Genomic DNA, 14,483 nt, shown 5'->3' with positions numbered 1-14,483 from the left:
CAGACGACCTTTCTACACGATAACACGTCATGAACATCACCCCCTTGCAAGCCTGCCACATCGAGCCGCTCTCCCGTGCGCTCTACCAAGAGTGGCACGACTTCGCCCCGTGGTCGTCGCTTGAAAAAATCCGTGCCTATTACCGAAAATGTCTGGACGGGGACGGTTTGCCGCTCGCCTTTGCCGCAGCTTCGGAAGACGGACGGCTGCTCGGTTCCGCCGCGCTCAAACGCTTCGACATGGAAGAATTTCCGCAATACGAATACTGGCTGGGCGACGTATTCATCCTGCCCGAATATCGAGGCAAAGGCATCGGACGCGCGCTCATCGCCTATTGCCTGCAAACCGCCCGCTCCTTACGCCTGCCAGCCCTTTACCTCTATACGCCCGACGTACAGGCGGTTTACGCCAAATACGGCTGGCGGGAAATCGCGACGCAATGGCACAACGGCGAAACCGTCTCCGTGATGAAACTGGATTTACAGGTCGTCTGAAAACGTAGAAACAGACATTGCAAGGTTGCGCCCGATATGTTCAGACGACCCTTCCGACCATTCGTACCCCGTAAACACCCTTCGGAAGAATTCTCCCCGCCCGCCCGCAAAAACCGTCAAAATCCCTTATAATTCCGAATCTAAACGAATCCCGTCCTGCCGGCAACGCCGTCGGGACTTGTCTTAACAACGAAAGAAACACTGTGGACAAACTCAAAATCACCGCCAACGGCCCGCTCAACGGCGAAATCACCGTATCTGGCGCGAAAAACGCCGCCCTGCCGCTGATGTGCGCCGGACTCTTGACCTCCGGCACCCTGCGCCTGAAAAACGTACCCATGCTCGCCGACGTCAAAACCACCCAAAAACTGCTGCAAGGCATGGGCGCGCGCGTTTTGACCGACAACATTCACGAATTCGAAATCAACGGCGGCACCGTCAACAACACCTGCGCCCCCTACGAACTGGTGAAAACCATGCGCGCCTCCATCCTCGTGCTCGGCCCGACGCTGGCGCGTTTCGGCGAAGCCCAAGTCAGCCTGCCCGGCGGCTGCGCCATCGGTTCGCGCCCCGTCGACCAGCACCTCAAAGGCCTCGAAACCATGGGGGCGGAAATCACCATCGAACACGGCTACGTCAAAGCCAAAGGCCGTCTGAAAGGCTGCCGCGTGGTGATGGACGTCGTTACCGTCGGCGGTACGGAAAACCTGCTGATGGCGGCAACCCTCGCCGAAGGCACGACCATCCTCGAAAACTGCGCCATCGAACCCGAAGTCGTCGATTTGGCGGAATGCCTCGTCAAAATGGGCGCGAAAATCAGCGGCATCGGCACATCAATCATGACCGTCGAAGGCGTAAAAGAGCTGCACGGCTGCGAACACAGCGTCGTACCCGACCGCATCGAAGCCGGCACCTTCCTCTGCGCCGTCGCCATGGCCGGCGGCAAAGTCGTCCTGCGCAACGCTGCTCCCAAAACCATGGAAGCCGTGTTGGACAAACTCGTCGAAGCGGGCGCCATCATCGAAGCAGGCGACGACTGGATTTCCATCGACATGCAGCAACGTCCCAAAGCCGTGGACATCCGCACCGTCGTCCATCCCGGCTTTCCGACCGACATGCAGGCGCAGTTTATGGCGATGAACGCCGTTGCCGAAGGCGACAGCCGCGTCATCGAAACCATCTTTGAAAACCGCTTCATGCACGTTCCCGAACTCAACCGCATGGGCGCAAACATCACCACCGAAGGCAACACCGCCTTCGTCAAAGGCGTGGAAAAACTCTCCGGCGCCGTCGTGATGGCGACCGACCTGCGCGCCTCCGCCAGCCTCGTCATGGCAGGCTTGGTCGCAGGCGGCGAAACTATCGTCGAACGCATCTACCACCTCGACCGCGGCTACGAACACATCGAGAAAAAACTCGGCCAAGTCGGCGCGAAAATCGAACGGGTACGCGGTTAAGAGCCTTGTGTCAAAAAGGTCGTCTGAAAACTTGAGATTCAGGTTTTCAGACGACCTTTATCATAGAAAAAAGCCCGCAAATCCCTTACAATACGCACCTAAAATTTTGAAAGCACACAAGAATCATGGAAGCCGAAGTAATCAACCAGCTCAACAACACCCTGAACGATTTGGAAAAGCGCAGCGAAGACATCCGCGTCTATATGGACTATCAGGGCAAGAAAGACCGATTGGAAGAAGTCATCGGCCTTTCCGAAGACCCTGAGCTGTGGAACGACCCGAAACGCGCCCAAGAAATCGGCAAAGAGCGCAAAATCCTCGAAGGCATCGTGTTGACGCTCGACAACATCGCGTCGGGCATCGAAGACAACCGAATGCTGATTGAAATGGCTGTTGAAGAAAACGACGAAGAAGGTTTCGCCGCCGTGCAGGAAGACGTGGCGGGACTGGAAAAACAGATGGCGGATTTGGAGTTCAAACGGATGTTCAACCAGCCCGCCGACCCGAACAACTGCTTTATCGACATCACCGCAGGCGCGGGCGGTACGGAAGCGGAAGACTGGGCGGGCATGCTGTTCCGTATGTACAGCCGCTACGCCGAACGCAAAGGCTTCAAAATCGAAATCCTCGAAGAAGACGACGGCGAAATCGCGGGCATCAACCGCGCCACCATCCGCGTGGAGGGCGAATACGCCTACGGTTTGCTGCGCACGGAAACCGGCGTTCACCGCTTGGTGCGCTACTCGCCGTTTGACTCGAACAACAAACGCCATACGTCGTTCTCATCCGTGTTCGTGTACCCCGAAATCGACGATTCCATCGAAATCGAAATCAACCCCGCCGATTTGCGCATCGACACCTATCGCGCATCGGGCGCGGGCGGCCAGCACATCAACAAAACCGACTCCGCCGTGCGTATTACCCACGAGCCGACGGGGATTGTGGTGCAGTGTCAAAACGACCGTTCGCAACACGCCAACAAAGCCGCTGCGATGGAAATGCTGAAATCCAAACTGTATGAATTGGAAATGCGCAAACGCAACGAAGAGAAACAGGCATTGGAAGAAGGCAAGTCCGATGTGGGTTGGGGCAGCCAAATCCGCTCATACGTCTTGGACTCCTCGCGCATCAAAGACTTGCGCACAGGCTACGAAGTCGGCAACACCAAAGCCGTATTGGACGGCGATTTGGACGGCTTCATCGAAGCCAGCCTGAAACAAGGCGTGTAAAACCTAAAATACAAAAAGGTCGTCTGAAAACCAGAGATTTCAGTTTTCAGACGACCTTTTTGTTTCCTATCCGTCAAATTAGCCACGACACAAAGTCATGGCATAACCGACCACAACACATGGGATTTCCCTGCGAAATAAATGCGCATAAAACCCAATTCTTGTCGGCATGGCAGGCCTTCGGCAAAGCCTACACTGAATATTCAGATCATCTCCAACCGACATCTATTTAATCATCAGACCGTCAATTCAAACAAGCAATGCCCATAGTCTTTAAGATATGACTTTGCTTTGAAATTTTCAGACAGGGGCTGCAATGCGTTCCACCATTCCCACGCCGACGCCGCAGATACCGACGTGCGCAGCGACAACGGGGGATACTGGTACGCCCTGCCCGAGCCGCCTTCCGGTTTTTTCAAAGAAACGTTCGGCAAACAGTTGGTAACGTTCTTCATCGCCGGTATAAAGGCCACCGAGGATAAATTGGTCTTTCGGCTTGTCGTTCATCAGGCTGACGGTATTGGCAATAATGGAATCAAACATTTTGACATCGTCGGTAACGGTTTCCAAGCGTTCCAAATTGTCTTGCGAAAAGTGCAGGACGTTACGCAATCCGAGCCAATCGCCGAAAGACGCGCCGACGCGGGAAAGCGTGCCGCCCAAAGAAAGGGACTTGAGCGAAGAAAGTCCGAATACGATGTGGCAATAAGGCTTGAGGCTTTCCAAGTGTGAGACGACCGTTTGGGGAGGCAGGCCTGCCCGAAGCAGCCGTTCCGCCTCCATGGCGAAAAAGCCTTCCGGCATACAGCAGGTACCTGTGTCGATAACATGGATTTTCAATTGTGGAAACTGCGCCGCCATTTTGCGGATAACATCCGCCGAGTCGCTCAATTTGTGACTCAACGTCGTAACGATGGCTTCGTAATAGCCCTGCTCCACCAGATAATTGAATGTTTTGAACAATTCGTCTTCGCAAGGTGGCAGCGTGCTGATCGGGTCATCCAGATGATTGGTGCGCCAGTCGCAATATTCTTTGTTGTTAACATCTGAACCGTCTGCATGCCATTGATGATTAAACGAAATGTTTAAATGCAGAATATGTATGGTGCTGTCGCGTCCGGCCATACTGTCAACTGAACCGCTGGATGTCGATAAAACCGCACAGCGGTACAATGCATAAGAACCCGGCATACTTTCTCCCTCGAATATCCGACAATGAAAATCTATCCCTTAATATGATTTAACCGTTAAGACAAACGGTATGTTTAAATGATAAACGGTATGTTTATTATTGTCTATATGATTATTACCGTAAGTCATATTTTAGGATGCCAAGAAGAAAACCGCCTATACGCCATATCGTTTACAATACTGGCTTTCAGCCTCAAACAAGGATGCTCATGCAAAAAATCACTCTGATTGCCGCTTATGCCGCCCACCGTTGTATCGGCATCAACAACACCATGCCTTGGCATCTGCCCGAAGACTTTGCCTTTTTCAAAACCTATACCACGGGCAAACCGGTCGTCATGGGGCGTAAAACATGGGAATCCCTTCCTAAGAAACCCTTACCCGGCCGCCGCAATATCGTTATTACCCGTCAGTCGGATTATCTTGCCGAAGGGGCGGAAACCGTTTCCGAGCTGGAAGAAGCATTGGCATTGTGTGCGGATGCCGAAGAAATCATCATCATGGGCGGTGCGCAGATTTACGCCCAAGCCCTACCGTATGCAACCGATTTGCGCCTAACCGAGGTGTCGCTCGATGTATCCGGAGACGCTTTTTTCCCTGAATTTTCATCGGATGAATGGAAAGAGCAGTTGCGTGAAACACACATAAGCGCGAAAGGTATCGGATACGCCTTTGTCCACTATGTCCGCCGTTGACCAAGCATTTCTTTGAGTCCGTATATTAAAAAAGGTCGTCTGAAAACCTGGATATTGGTTTTCAGACGACCTTTTGATGTCGGCGCAAAACAGTTTACTTGAATTTGTAAGTGTATTGCAATCCAACGATGTCGGCGTGGTTTTTGAAACGCGCGCCGGATGCGCCTTTGCTGTCCACATCGCTGCCGGTCGCGCGGGCGGTGTGGTAGCGGGTGTCGTTGATGTGGATGTGGCTGTAAGCGGCATCGAGGACGTGGTTTTTGCCGATATGGTATTTCGCGCCGAGCGAGAACCAGATGCGGTTGCCGTCGGGCAGGCTGTTCATGCGGTAGCCGGCGTTTTTGACGGGCGAGCGGTCAAAGGCGATGCCTGCGCGCAGTTGCAGCGGGTCGGTCACTTGGTAAGAACCGCCGAGCGCGACTTTGTAAGTATTGCGCCAGTTGGGGGTGATGACGGTGCGGTCGGATTTGCCGTTGACGACGTTTTTGGTGTTTTCAAAAACCAGTTCCGCTTTGTTGAAGCGGCTGTGGCGCGTCCAAGTTACATCGCTGAACAGGTTGAATTTGTCGGTGGCTTTGTACATGCCGTGAACGGACAAGGATTCGGGGGTTACGATTTTGACGCTTGCTTTTTCATGCGGAACGTAACCGCGGGCGGCAAGCGCGCCCAAATCCCAAGCGCGGCGGGCGTATGCGCCGTCGGCTTCCCATTCTGCCGAGCCTTTGAGGGTGTGTGATACTTTGGAGCGGTAGTTCACGCCGACCCGTGCGCGGTCATTGATGTCCCACATCCAGGCAAGTTGATAGCCGAAGCCCCAGTCGTGGCCTTTAACTTCGGCGTGTCCGTCAGATTTGCCTTGCGCGCTGACGGATACAGGGCGGCCGGCGGCGCGTGAAGCAAGGCCGCTGGCGAGTTGGCTAATAGCGCCGGAGGCATCCCAGTCGGAATATTTGCGCAATTCGGCTTTGGAATATTGGGCGATCAGGCCGGCACCGAAAGCATGATTTTCATTGGCTTTCCAAGCGACGACCGGCTCGATGTCGATGCTGGTAAGGCCGAGTTTGTTGATGTTGTGGCGCAGCACGGAATCTTTTTCGTATTCGGTGACAGAGCCGAAAGGGACGTAAACGCCCAAGCCCAAAGTTACGTCGTCATTGACTTTGTATGCGCCGTAGAGGTGCGGAACGACGGTGGTTTTGGTGATTTTGCCGCTTTTCGAGCCGGAAACATCGCCGCCTTGATAGTATTGTGCGGAATCGGCTTCGTAGTGGATGCTGGGGAGGACGATGTTGGCGTTGACGGAAACTTGGCTGCTGTCGAGTTTGGACAGACCGGCGGGGTTGTAGAAGATGGTCGATGCGTCGGCGGCTTCCGCGCCGGAAGAGTTGGCAGTGCCTTGCGCGTTGACCGACTGCGTACCGAAATGGTAGCCCGAAGCGTGGACTGCGCCGGAAAAGAAGACTGCGCTGAGTAAGATTACGGTTTGTTTAATAGGTGAGTTCGTCATTTTCTTAAAACCTACATTCAAATAATAAAGAGGTCGTCTGAAACAAACGCCTCTATCCGATTAGTATAGGTGCTCGATTCTATACCACCTTACCGTTTTTGCCTAATCTTTTCGATTCTTTGCACGGTTTTAATCCTATTCGATTGTTGCAGGGAAGTCATTTCTCTTTCATGCCTTTGAATTATCGTTTGTTGTGAAACCGACAACACTTCCCAAATGTAAAGAGGTCGTCTGAAAACCTGATTTTCAAGTTTTCAGACGACCTTTCGCATTTATGCTGGTTCAGCTTTATAACTAAAACTAAGCCTCCGTCACAGAATCACGGCTGAAGGTTTTTTCGCAGTAGTGGCATTTGAGCTTGGTCTGTCCGCTTTGTTTGCGGACGTAGAAGCGGCTTTTCACCGGCTCGCCGTGGCTGGCGCAGTTGGTGTTTGGGCAGCGGAACACTTCGGCGATTTCTTCGGGCAGGGTGAGCCGGCGTTTGTTGATGACTTTGAAGTGGTCGATGGTGTTGACGACGGCTTCGGGGGCGAAGAGGGCGAGGCGGTTGGCGGCGTTGTCGTCCAGCCAGACGCCGGTGATTTTGATGATGTCTTTGCTGCCTTGGGTTTTGCTGGGCAGGTTGAAGCCGACGGTGACGGCGCTGCCGTAGTGCAGCAGTTTGAATTGGCGCAGGATAATCAGGCCTTTGCCGGCGGGGATGTGATCGATGACGGTGCCTTTTTCGATGGCTTCGACGCTGAGTTTGGGGGTTTCCATATTTGCTCCTTATACTTCTTCGTTCAACACCAGCGATAAAATCGCCATGCGGGCGTAAACGCCATTGGTCGCCTGCTCGAAATAGTAGGCGTGCGGCGTGGCATCGACGTCGGGGTGGATTTCGTCAACGCGCGGCAGGGGGTGCAGCACGCGCAGGTTGGGGCGGGCGTTGGCGAGCATGGCGGCGTTGAGGTTGAATTTGCCTTGGATTTTGGCGAACTCTTGTTCGTCGAAGCGTTCGCGTTGGACGCGGGTCATGTATAGGATGTCCGCCCATTCGACGGCGGCTTCGAGGTCGGGCAGGATTTGGTAGCGGCAGCCTGCGGTTTCGAGTTCTTCGGTGATGTATTCGGGCATGGCGAGGCTGGGCGGGGAGACGAAGGCGAATTCGCAGTCCCAGCGTTTGAGGGCTTGGCAGAGGGAATGGACGGTGCGGCCGTATTTGAGGTCGCCCGCCATGGCGATTTTGAGCTTGTTCAGACGACCTTGGGTTTCGTAGATGGTCACGAGGTCGAGCAGGGTTTGGCTGGGGTGTTGGTTGGTGCCGTCGCCGGCGTTGATGACGGGGACTTTGGAAAACTCGGCGGACACGCGCGCCGCGCCGTCTTTGGGGTGGCGTTGGATGATGGCGTCGGTGTAGCTGGAGATGATGCGGGCGGTGTCGGCGAGGGTTTCGCCTTTTTTCGCGCTGGTGTTGGCGCCGTCGGAAAAGCCGATGACTTTGCCGCCTAAGCGTTGTACGGCGGTTTCAAACGACAGGCGCGTGCGGGTGGAGGGTTCGAAAAAGCATGAGCCGATGAGTTTGCCTTCGAGCAGGTCGTCGCGCGGGTCGGCTTTGAGTTTGAGGGCGGTTTGCAGGAGCAGCTCGAGCTGTTCGGTCGTCAGGTCGGAAATGGAGATGACGTGTTGTCGGTAAAGCGGGTTGGGCATTCGGCTTCCTTTCTTCAATTCGGCAAAAACCCCGCTGAGGCGGGGTTTTACGAAACAACGACGGACGCGCCGCGGCGTGCGGTACGGGCAAAACGGGCGGGGCGGGCGTTAAGGCGCATGGGTCGTCTGAAATCGGTTTGAGGTGGCGGCATTATCGCATATTTGACGGGATGGGGTTTCGGATTTTCGTGAAAAAAGGTCATCTGAAAATGGTGACAGTTTGCGTTTTCAGACGACCCCATAGCCCCCGTCCCGCCCTAAAATCCTGTTAGAATACCGTTTCATTTCATTCATAATAATCAAACCATTCCCATTTAAAGCCGCGCCCAATACGATGAAACTCCCGCCGCTCAAACCCCTCATCATCACCTCGCTGCCCGTCTTCGCCAGCGTCTTTATCGCCGCAACCCTCGTCTGGCGGTTCGGCACGCCCAAGCTCGCCATGCCTTTCGTACTCGGCATCATCGCGGGCGGCCTCGTCGATTTGGACAACCGCCTGACAGGTCGTCTGAAAAACATCATCATCACCGTCGCCCTGTTCACCCTCTCGTCGCTCGTCGCCCAAAGCACGCTCGGCACCGGCCTGCCCTTCATCCTCGCCATGACCCTGATGACGTTCGGCTTTACCATTTTGGGCGCGGTCGGGCTGAAATACCGCACTTTCGCGTTCGGCGCACTTGCCGTCGCCACCTACACCACGCTCACCTACACCCCCGAAACCTTCTGGCTGACCAATCCCGTCATGATTCTGCTCGGGACCGTGTTATACAGCACCTGCACGCTCGTTTTCCAAATCATCCTCCCGCACCGCCCCGTTCAAGAAAGCGTCGCCAACGCCTACGAAGCGCTCGGCGGGTATTTTGACGCCAAAGCCGACTTTTTCGATCCCGACGAAGCCGCCTGGCTCGGCAACCGCCAAATCGACCTCGCCATGAGCAACACCGGCGTCATCAGCGCCTTCAACCAATGCCGCGCCGCCCTGTTTTACCGCCTGCGTGGCAAACACCGCCACCCGCGCACCGCCAAAATGCTGCGCTACTACTTCACCGCCCAAGACATACACGAACGCGTCAGTTCCGCCCACGCCGACTACACCGAGCTGACCGACACTCTCAAAAACACCGATCTCATCTTCCGCATCCGCCGCCTGCTCGAAATGCAGGGGCAGGCGTGCCGCAACGTTGCCGCCGCCCTGAGGAACGGCAAAGACTACACATACAGCAAACGTCTCGGACGCGCGATGGAAGGCTGCCGCCAATCCCTCGCCCACTACACCGACGACCACCCCGAAAGCCGCAACATCCACCACATCCGCCGCCTGCTCGACAACCTCGGCAGCGTCGACCACCAACTGCGCCAACTCCAACACAGCGATTCCCCCGCCGAAAACGAAAACAGCAGCGACACCCGCATCGCCGCCCTCGAAAACAGCAGCTTGAAAAACGTTTGGCAGACCGTCCGCAGCCAGCTCAACTTTGAGTCGGGCGTGTTCCGTCACGCCACGCGCCTCTCCATCCTCGTTGCCGCCTCCTGCACCATCGTCGAAATCCTCCATCTCAACCTCGGCTACTGGATACTCCTGACCGCACTCTTCGTCTGCCAACCCAACTACACCGCCACCAAAAGCCGCGTGTACCAACGCATTGCCGGCACCATCCTCGGCGTCATCGTCGGCTCCCTCGTGCCTTATTTCACCCCCTCCGTCGAAACCAAACTCTGGATCGTCATCGCCAGCACCACCCTGTTTTTCATGACCCGAAGCTACAAATACAGCTTCTCCACCTTCTTCATCACCATCCAAGCCCTCACCAGCTTCTCCCTCGCCGGGCTGGACGTCTATGCCGCCATGCCCGTCCGCATCATCGACACCATCGTCGGCTCCGTCCTCGCGTGGGCAGCCGTCACCTACCTCTGGCCGGACTGGCGTTACCTCACCCTCGAAAAAACCGCCGCCCAAACCGTCGGCGGCAACGGCGCCTACCTCAGAAAAATCCTCGACCAGCTCCAATACGGCATCGCCGACGACGTCGAATACCGCACCGTCCGCCGCCAAGCCCACGAGCGCACCGCCACCCTCAGCAGCACCCTCTCCGACATGAGCAGCGAACCCAAAAAATACGGCAACAACCTGCAAAGCGGCTTCACCCTCCTCAAAACCAGCTACGCCCTGACCGGCTACATCTCCGCGCTCGGCGCATACCGCAGCGAAATGGACGGCGCGTGCAGCCCCGACTTCGTCCGCAAGTTCTACCAAAGCGGCTACCGCATCGCCGACCTGCTCGAACGCCTCCCGCAAACAAGCGAACAAGATTTTCAGACGACCCTCTCCCAAATCCGAACCGACTTGGAAGCCTTACAAACAGAGGCAGGCGACGAACGTCAAAGCCACATCCTCCACCGGCAGCTCACCCTCATCGCCAAACAGCTCGATCCCTGCTACCGCAGCCTGCACGACATCGAAGCCATTCCGCAGGTTGCGTAATATTAATCGGCAGATAAACGAAAGGTCGTCTGAAAACCAGAAACAAGGTTTTTCAGACGACCTTTTGATTGTTGGGTTTTTAATCTACCCTGCTATATAGTACTTGCACGATTTATATCTAAATAATCAATACCTAGCTCATCAAATCTTGTTTCCAATTCTTCTACCGAATGAGTATCTAAAAAAAGCCTCTCTTGATGAGTAATCGGCAATAACCAAAAAAATCGGACATTATCCATATATTCCAACTCTTGCCCATAAGGATAAGGCAGAGAAATCAGAAAATGCTGGAAGGATGATTGCTCAACCCACGGTCTGCCGATATTGACGGTTTTCCCTAATTGAAATTGATCAGGATAATGCATACTTGCAGATGCCAGCATTGCCAAGGTCTCAATATGTTCAGGCGTTTCAAACGGGCTGACGATAAAAAACTCCTGTCCTAAAAATGGACCTATCCCGGAGCTGACATAAACCCAAGGCTCATCTGCATGGTTAGGAATCACTTGGAAAACTTGGAAATCGGGAAGTTCTTCAACAATTCTTCCTAAAGCCCAAGTAAATCTTTTAATATCATGATGTTTCCAAAATCTTTGCAAGTGAGATAAAACAGTTTGGTTGTAGTCCATGCTTTTTAGCCTGTTTTCAAAGGTCGTCTGAAAAACCAAAGTTGGTTTTTCAGACGACCTTTTTACCCTTTAAAGCGGAGGCAGTTCTACAAACGGAAAGAAATGCTGAAACTTCTGATAAATTTCAGGATATTTCTCTAAGGCTTTTAATGCTTTTTCTTTTGAAACGGGAGGGTCATAGACATCTATCCCCCTTAAGAAGGCAATGCCTGTCAAGGCATTTTTTTTCGATTTTGATAGGCTGTAACTCGAAATAAAACCTACAATATTGTCAATATCGGCAATTACCCCATCGAAATCCGCCAAGTCAAAAATATAAAAAGGGATGTCCTCGATGGGCATATCTCTTATTACTTGCTCAATCCATAACTTGAATTCATTTAAATCAATAGATTGAGAGAATAAGCATTTAATTGCAAATCCTAAATCATAACTATCTTCTTTTATGATTTTCCACATAGTTACCTTCCTTTGTTCATCGCTTCCCAACCAATATGGCCGGTATCATGATGCAAGTCTTCACCAATCAATTGCATCCTTCCTGTATCTTGATGATGATGCCAAGTATAGCCGGGAATTTTGGCTTTGCCTTTTTCGATTGCCCTTAATTGTTCTGTGTTAAAGCTTGACTTGCGAACCTGTCCTTTTTGAATGGCTTCCGCCAGATCCTTGGTCGCCAGCCTCATTTGCCCTGTCGAACCCTTCGATCTGAACTCCTTGGTATTAATTCTTGTATCGTATTTTACGTCTTTTTCAAAATTCGGAAATCCTTTACTGTCAAACGGCACCCCGGTCTTCGGGTGGCTTTGGTTTGCCAGTTTGACATTTTTGCCGTTTGACGGCGGTACTGTCGAGGATTTGACATTTTGTTTGCCGTAACGCTGTTCCAATTCCGTTCTGACAGTGCGGGAGTGGTACGGTGAATCATAACTGTACCGTCCTTGTTGGGCTTGGGAAAAATTTTCCCCGACAGGTGCTTTCCCTTTCGGCAATGCAACTGCGCCCATCTGCGACTGTTTGACGGTGCTTGCACCTATACCACCCCAGTCGTATCGGGTTTGAGCATATTCCGCCCCTTTGGTAACAGGGACAATCGCTTTGGCGATATTACCAAGTGCTTCTGCTCCTTGTGCCGCATTCGGGTTTCTGACCGCCCAATCACGGACAGTTTCTGTGGCATTGTTCTGGAATTGCGACAAACCACCCAAATTGCTGACAGCTTTAATTTTGTTTTCGGTGGAAAGCAAATCTAAACCGTGCATGGTAGCAATGTCTATGCCTGCGCCTATACCTTGTACAGCATCGCCTGCTCCGATAATCTCGCCTGCTGCACCGATGACATTTTTAATGATGTCTGCCGAACCATTAATAGCTTCGGCGGCATTGCCTAATTTGTTCAATGCGGGATTGTATTCGGTTGCCCTGCGGTAGCCATCGCCTATGCCTTGCGTCAGCATTCTGCCTGCATTGTCAAAACGATCAGTTAGTCGCTGTTGTGTACTACGATTGTCCGTTATGTTCAGGCTGATGTTTTGCGCGATACCTTTTACATCATAGCTGTATATATCACGTGCACCTTTGGGAGCAGGATAGCCACCGCCTTGAGGTCCGTCGTATCCGTCGGCAGGATGGTGTTCGTGTCCGCTCCACTCGAGTTTGTACAAGGTAAATCCGTTGACAGGGTTACCCTGCTCGTCTGAAGCAGAACGGCTGGCATGATTGTCGAAGGGAGAGTGGACTTCGTGTCCGTGTCCAGAAAAACGGACGGTATAACCAAGATTGCCTTTGATCGTTGCTTGTTGAATAAGCAGGTTACCCATTTGGTTGCTTTGGATACCTTCCAAACCGATGGAGCCGGTACGTTCGGCTAAAGCCCCCCTACTGCCAAAAAGATGGTATTTCCCGCCGGGCTCGAAATTTTCCCGATTGATATTCTGTTTGATGAACGGATCTCCCGCTAATTCCGCCGCGAGGGCGGGCTGCCCGAAGGCAGCCGCCGTTACGGCGCAGGCGGCAAGGAGGTTTGTCAGTCTGCGCAGCGGTTTCACGGTTTATTCTCCTTCACGGCGGCGGATGACTTCGTCGCTGACATCAAGGTTTTGGGCATTGCCTTGTTTGAAGTCGGGACGGTTTTGGGCGGTTGTGTCGCCGTAGGGGGTGATGTCGGAGAAATCGACCATCAGGCCGTCTGAAGCTTTGACGGTTTTGCTGACTTTGTAAGGACCGGTCCAAAGGGCGTATTTTTCTTTGTATTGGGATTCGTAGGCGGCGGAAGTGGGTTTGATCAGCAGTTTTCGGCTGTTGCGGTCAACGGCGAAATATTCGAGCTTGGTCTGGGCTTTAAGGGTTTCGGCGTTGTAGATGTGTAGTTCGGTACGGCTGCGGATGGTGCCGAATACGTCAACGGTTACGAATACGTCGGTGTCGGCGTATTCGGGCGGTACGACCTCGATGCCGCGCAGGTAGAAGATGGTTTGTACGAGGTTGGTCAGGAAGGAAACGTCGCGGGGGTTGGTAATCAGGGTTTCGTTGCGGTAGTCGCCCATGCCGTTGACGGACAGTCCGGCAGACCGTTCGCCTTTGCGTCCGTTGTTTCTGGTCAGGGCGGCAGCGGGGGCGTTCAAAAGCGATGTGGAAGTGGTAACGCTGGAGAGCGCGTCAGCTTTGGTAGTGGCAGTAGTATCGTAGGTGGGATAGGTGTATTGGGTGGCGCTGTCGGGGTTGTTTTGGTAGCCGCCGCGAATCAATGCGTCGATGGAGTAGCGTCCGCCGGTAATGTTGCCCGATCCTTGATCGCCCATGGTAGAAACGTAAAGGGCGACTTTTCGGCCTTTCAGGGCAGACAGATCCATTTCTTTGACGGCGGCACGGGACGAGGCGGCGACGAGTTCTTGTTCGACGGCAAAGCGTTTGCCGCCGCCGTGTGAAGGAATGCCGGTCAGTGTACCGCAGCCGGTGAGCAGGAGGGCGGATAGGGTAAGTGTAGAGAGAAGAATTTTCATGTTGTTCCTTAGATTTGCGTATTAAAAAAACTGAGGTTGGTTAACCTTCCTTAGTTTAATTTAATTTTAAACAAAAAATGTAAAGAACAACTTAAACGGTATATTTGA

14 protein-coding genes are annotated in these 14,483 nt (G+C 53.3%); 6 read left to right on the top strand and 8 right to left on the bottom strand.

Features of this window, described 5'->3' with window-relative positions; genetic code table 11:
* Window positions 1-29: 29 nt before the first annotated feature.
* The 3 genes from NM96_11695 to NM96_11685 all read left to right on the top strand — a co-directional run bounded on the left by NM96_11695 (window position 30) and on the right by NM96_11685 (window position 3,180).
* The gene (locus NM96_11695; protein AVR79897.1) at window positions 30-494 is read left to right on the top strand and encodes an N-acetyltransferase; all 465 of its coding nucleotides are present in this window, start codon (window positions 30-32) and stop codon (window positions 492-494) included.
* 203 nt (window positions 495-697) lie between these two features.
* Complete coding sequence (gene murA, locus NM96_11690) at window positions 698-1,951, top strand: UDP-N-acetylglucosamine 1-carboxyvinyltransferase (protein ID AVR79896.1); 1,254 nt, start codon at window positions 698-700, stop codon at window positions 1,949-1,951.
* Between the two features lie 125 nt (window positions 1,952-2,076).
* Complete coding sequence (locus tag NM96_11685; GenBank protein ID AVR79895.1) at window positions 2,077-3,180, top strand: peptide chain release factor 2; 1,104 nt, start codon at window positions 2,077-2,079, stop codon at window positions 3,178-3,180.
* Window positions 3,181-3,480: 300 nt separating this feature from the next.
* Here NM96_11685 and NM96_11680 read toward each other — a convergent pair whose 3' ends face one another.
* Window positions 3,481-4,371 (bottom strand): DegV family EDD domain-containing protein, encoded by an 891-nt coding sequence (locus NM96_11680; protein AVR79894.1) that lies wholly within the window; start codon window positions 4,369-4,371, stop codon window positions 3,481-3,483.
* Between the two features lie 209 nt (window positions 4,372-4,580).
* Between NM96_11680 and NM96_11675 the strand changes: the two genes are divergently transcribed.
* On the top strand, window positions 4,581-5,066 hold the full coding sequence (locus NM96_11675; protein AVR79893.1) for a dihydrofolate reductase: 486 nt from the start codon (window positions 4,581-4,583) through the stop codon (window positions 5,064-5,066).
* Window positions 5,067-5,160: 94 nt separating this feature from the next.
* Here the strand turns inward: NM96_11675 and NM96_11670 are convergent, their stop codons facing one another.
* The 3 genes from NM96_11670 to NM96_11660 form a co-directional block, all read right to left on the bottom strand.
* Window positions 5,161-6,573 (bottom strand): transporter, encoded by a 1,413-nt coding sequence (locus NM96_11670; GenBank protein ID AVR79892.1) that lies wholly within the window; start codon window positions 6,571-6,573, stop codon window positions 5,161-5,163.
* A 300-nt stretch (window positions 6,574-6,873) separates the two neighbouring features.
* On the bottom strand, window positions 6,874-7,332 hold the full coding sequence (locus tag NM96_11665; GenBank protein ID AVR79891.1) for an aspartate carbamoyltransferase regulatory subunit: 459 nt from the start codon (window positions 7,330-7,332) through the stop codon (window positions 6,874-6,876).
* 9 nt (window positions 7,333-7,341) lie between these two features.
* A complete protein-coding gene (locus NM96_11660) occupies window positions 7,342-8,262 on the bottom strand; it encodes an aspartate carbamoyltransferase (GenBank protein AVR79890.1) in 921 nt (306 codons plus the stop codon).
* Here NM96_11660 and NM96_11655 point away from each other — a divergent pair.
* Window positions 8,185-8,403 carry a methionine aminopeptidase gene (locus tag NM96_11655; GenBank protein AVR80339.1) on the top strand — a complete coding sequence of 73 codons (219 nt, stop codon included), beginning with the start codon at window positions 8,185-8,187 and terminating at the stop codon, window positions 8,401-8,403. The two genes, NM96_11660 and NM96_11655, sit on opposite strands and share 78 nt — an antisense overlap.
* 193 nt (window positions 8,404-8,596) lie before the next feature.
* Window positions 8,597-10,744: a TIGR01666 family membrane protein gene (gene yccS / locus NM96_11650; protein AVR79889.1), complete on the top strand. Its 2,148-nt coding sequence runs from the start codon at window positions 8,597-8,599 to the stop codon at window positions 10,742-10,744.
* Between the two features lie 92 nt (window positions 10,745-10,836).
* Here the strand turns inward: yccS and NM96_11645 are convergent, their stop codons facing one another.
* The 4 genes from NM96_11645 to NM96_11630 all read right to left on the bottom strand — a co-directional run bounded on the left by NM96_11645 (window position 10,837) and on the right by NM96_11630 (window position 14,375).
* Window positions 10,837-11,373, bottom strand: a complete 537-nt coding sequence (locus tag NM96_11645) for a suppressor of fused family protein (GenBank protein AVR79888.1) — start codon at window positions 11,371-11,373, stop codon at window positions 10,837-10,839.
* Between the two features lie 69 nt (window positions 11,374-11,442).
* Window positions 11,443-11,832, bottom strand: coding sequence for a hypothetical protein (locus NM96_11640; protein ID AVR79887.1), 390 nt, complete (start codon window positions 11,830-11,832; stop codon window positions 11,443-11,445).
* Window positions 11,833-11,834: 2 nt separating this feature from the next.
* The gene (locus NM96_11635) at window positions 11,835-13,421 is read right to left on the bottom strand and encodes an adhesin (GenBank protein AVR79886.1); all 1,587 of its coding nucleotides are present in this window, start codon (window positions 13,419-13,421) and stop codon (window positions 11,835-11,837) included.
* 3 nt (window positions 13,422-13,424) lie between these two features.
* Window positions 13,425-14,375: an adhesin gene (locus NM96_11630; GenBank protein ID AVR79885.1), complete on the bottom strand. Its 951-nt coding sequence runs from the start codon at window positions 14,373-14,375 to the stop codon at window positions 13,425-13,427.
* Between the last annotated feature and the right edge of the window lie 108 nt (window positions 14,376-14,483).

Origin of the sequence: Neisseria mucosa (genome assembly GCA_003028315.1) — a bacterium.
GTDB classification, from domain to species: Bacteria; Pseudomonadota; Gammaproteobacteria; order Burkholderiales; family Neisseriaceae; genus Neisseria; species Neisseria mucosa.
This window is presented reverse-complemented; position numbering and strand designations above follow the sequence as displayed.

Excerpts from the sequence above, each read along its gene's own strand:
- NM96_11665 (AVR79891.1), bottom strand. The coding sequence starts at position 7,332 with ATGGAAACCCCCAAACTCAGCGTCGAAGCCATCGAAAAAGGCACCGTC.
- NM96_11695 (AVR79897.1), top strand. The coding sequence starts at position 30 with ATGAACATCACCCCCTTGCAAGCCTGCCACATCGAGCCGCTCTCCCGT.
- NM96_11660 (AVR79890.1), bottom strand. The coding sequence starts at position 8,262 with ATGCCCAACCCGCTTTACCGACAACACGTCATCTCCATTTCCGACCTG.
- NM96_11680 (AVR79894.1), bottom strand. The coding sequence starts at position 4,371 with ATGCCGGGTTCTTATGCATTGTACCGCTGTGCGGTTTTATCGACATCC.
- yccS (AVR79889.1), top strand. The coding sequence starts at position 8,597 with ATGAAACTCCCGCCGCTCAAACCCCTCATCATCACCTCGCTGCCCGTC.
- NM96_11670 (AVR79892.1), bottom strand. The coding sequence starts at position 6,573 with ATGACGAACTCACCTATTAAACAAACCGTAATCTTACTCAGCGCAGTC.
- NM96_11675 (AVR79893.1), top strand. The coding sequence starts at position 4,581 with ATGCAAAAAATCACTCTGATTGCCGCTTATGCCGCCCACCGTTGTATC.
- NM96_11685 (AVR79895.1), top strand. The coding sequence starts at position 2,077 with ATGGAAGCCGAAGTAATCAACCAGCTCAACAACACCCTGAACGATTTG.
- NM96_11645 (AVR79888.1), bottom strand. The coding sequence starts at position 11,373 with ATGGACTACAACCAAACTGTTTTATCTCACTTGCAAAGATTTTGGAAA.
- NM96_11640 (AVR79887.1), bottom strand. The coding sequence starts at position 11,832 with ATGTGGAAAATCATAAAAGAAGATAGTTATGATTTAGGATTTGCAATT.
- NM96_11630 (AVR79885.1), bottom strand. The coding sequence starts at position 14,375 with ATGAAAATTCTTCTCTCTACACTTACCCTATCCGCCCTCCTGCTCACC.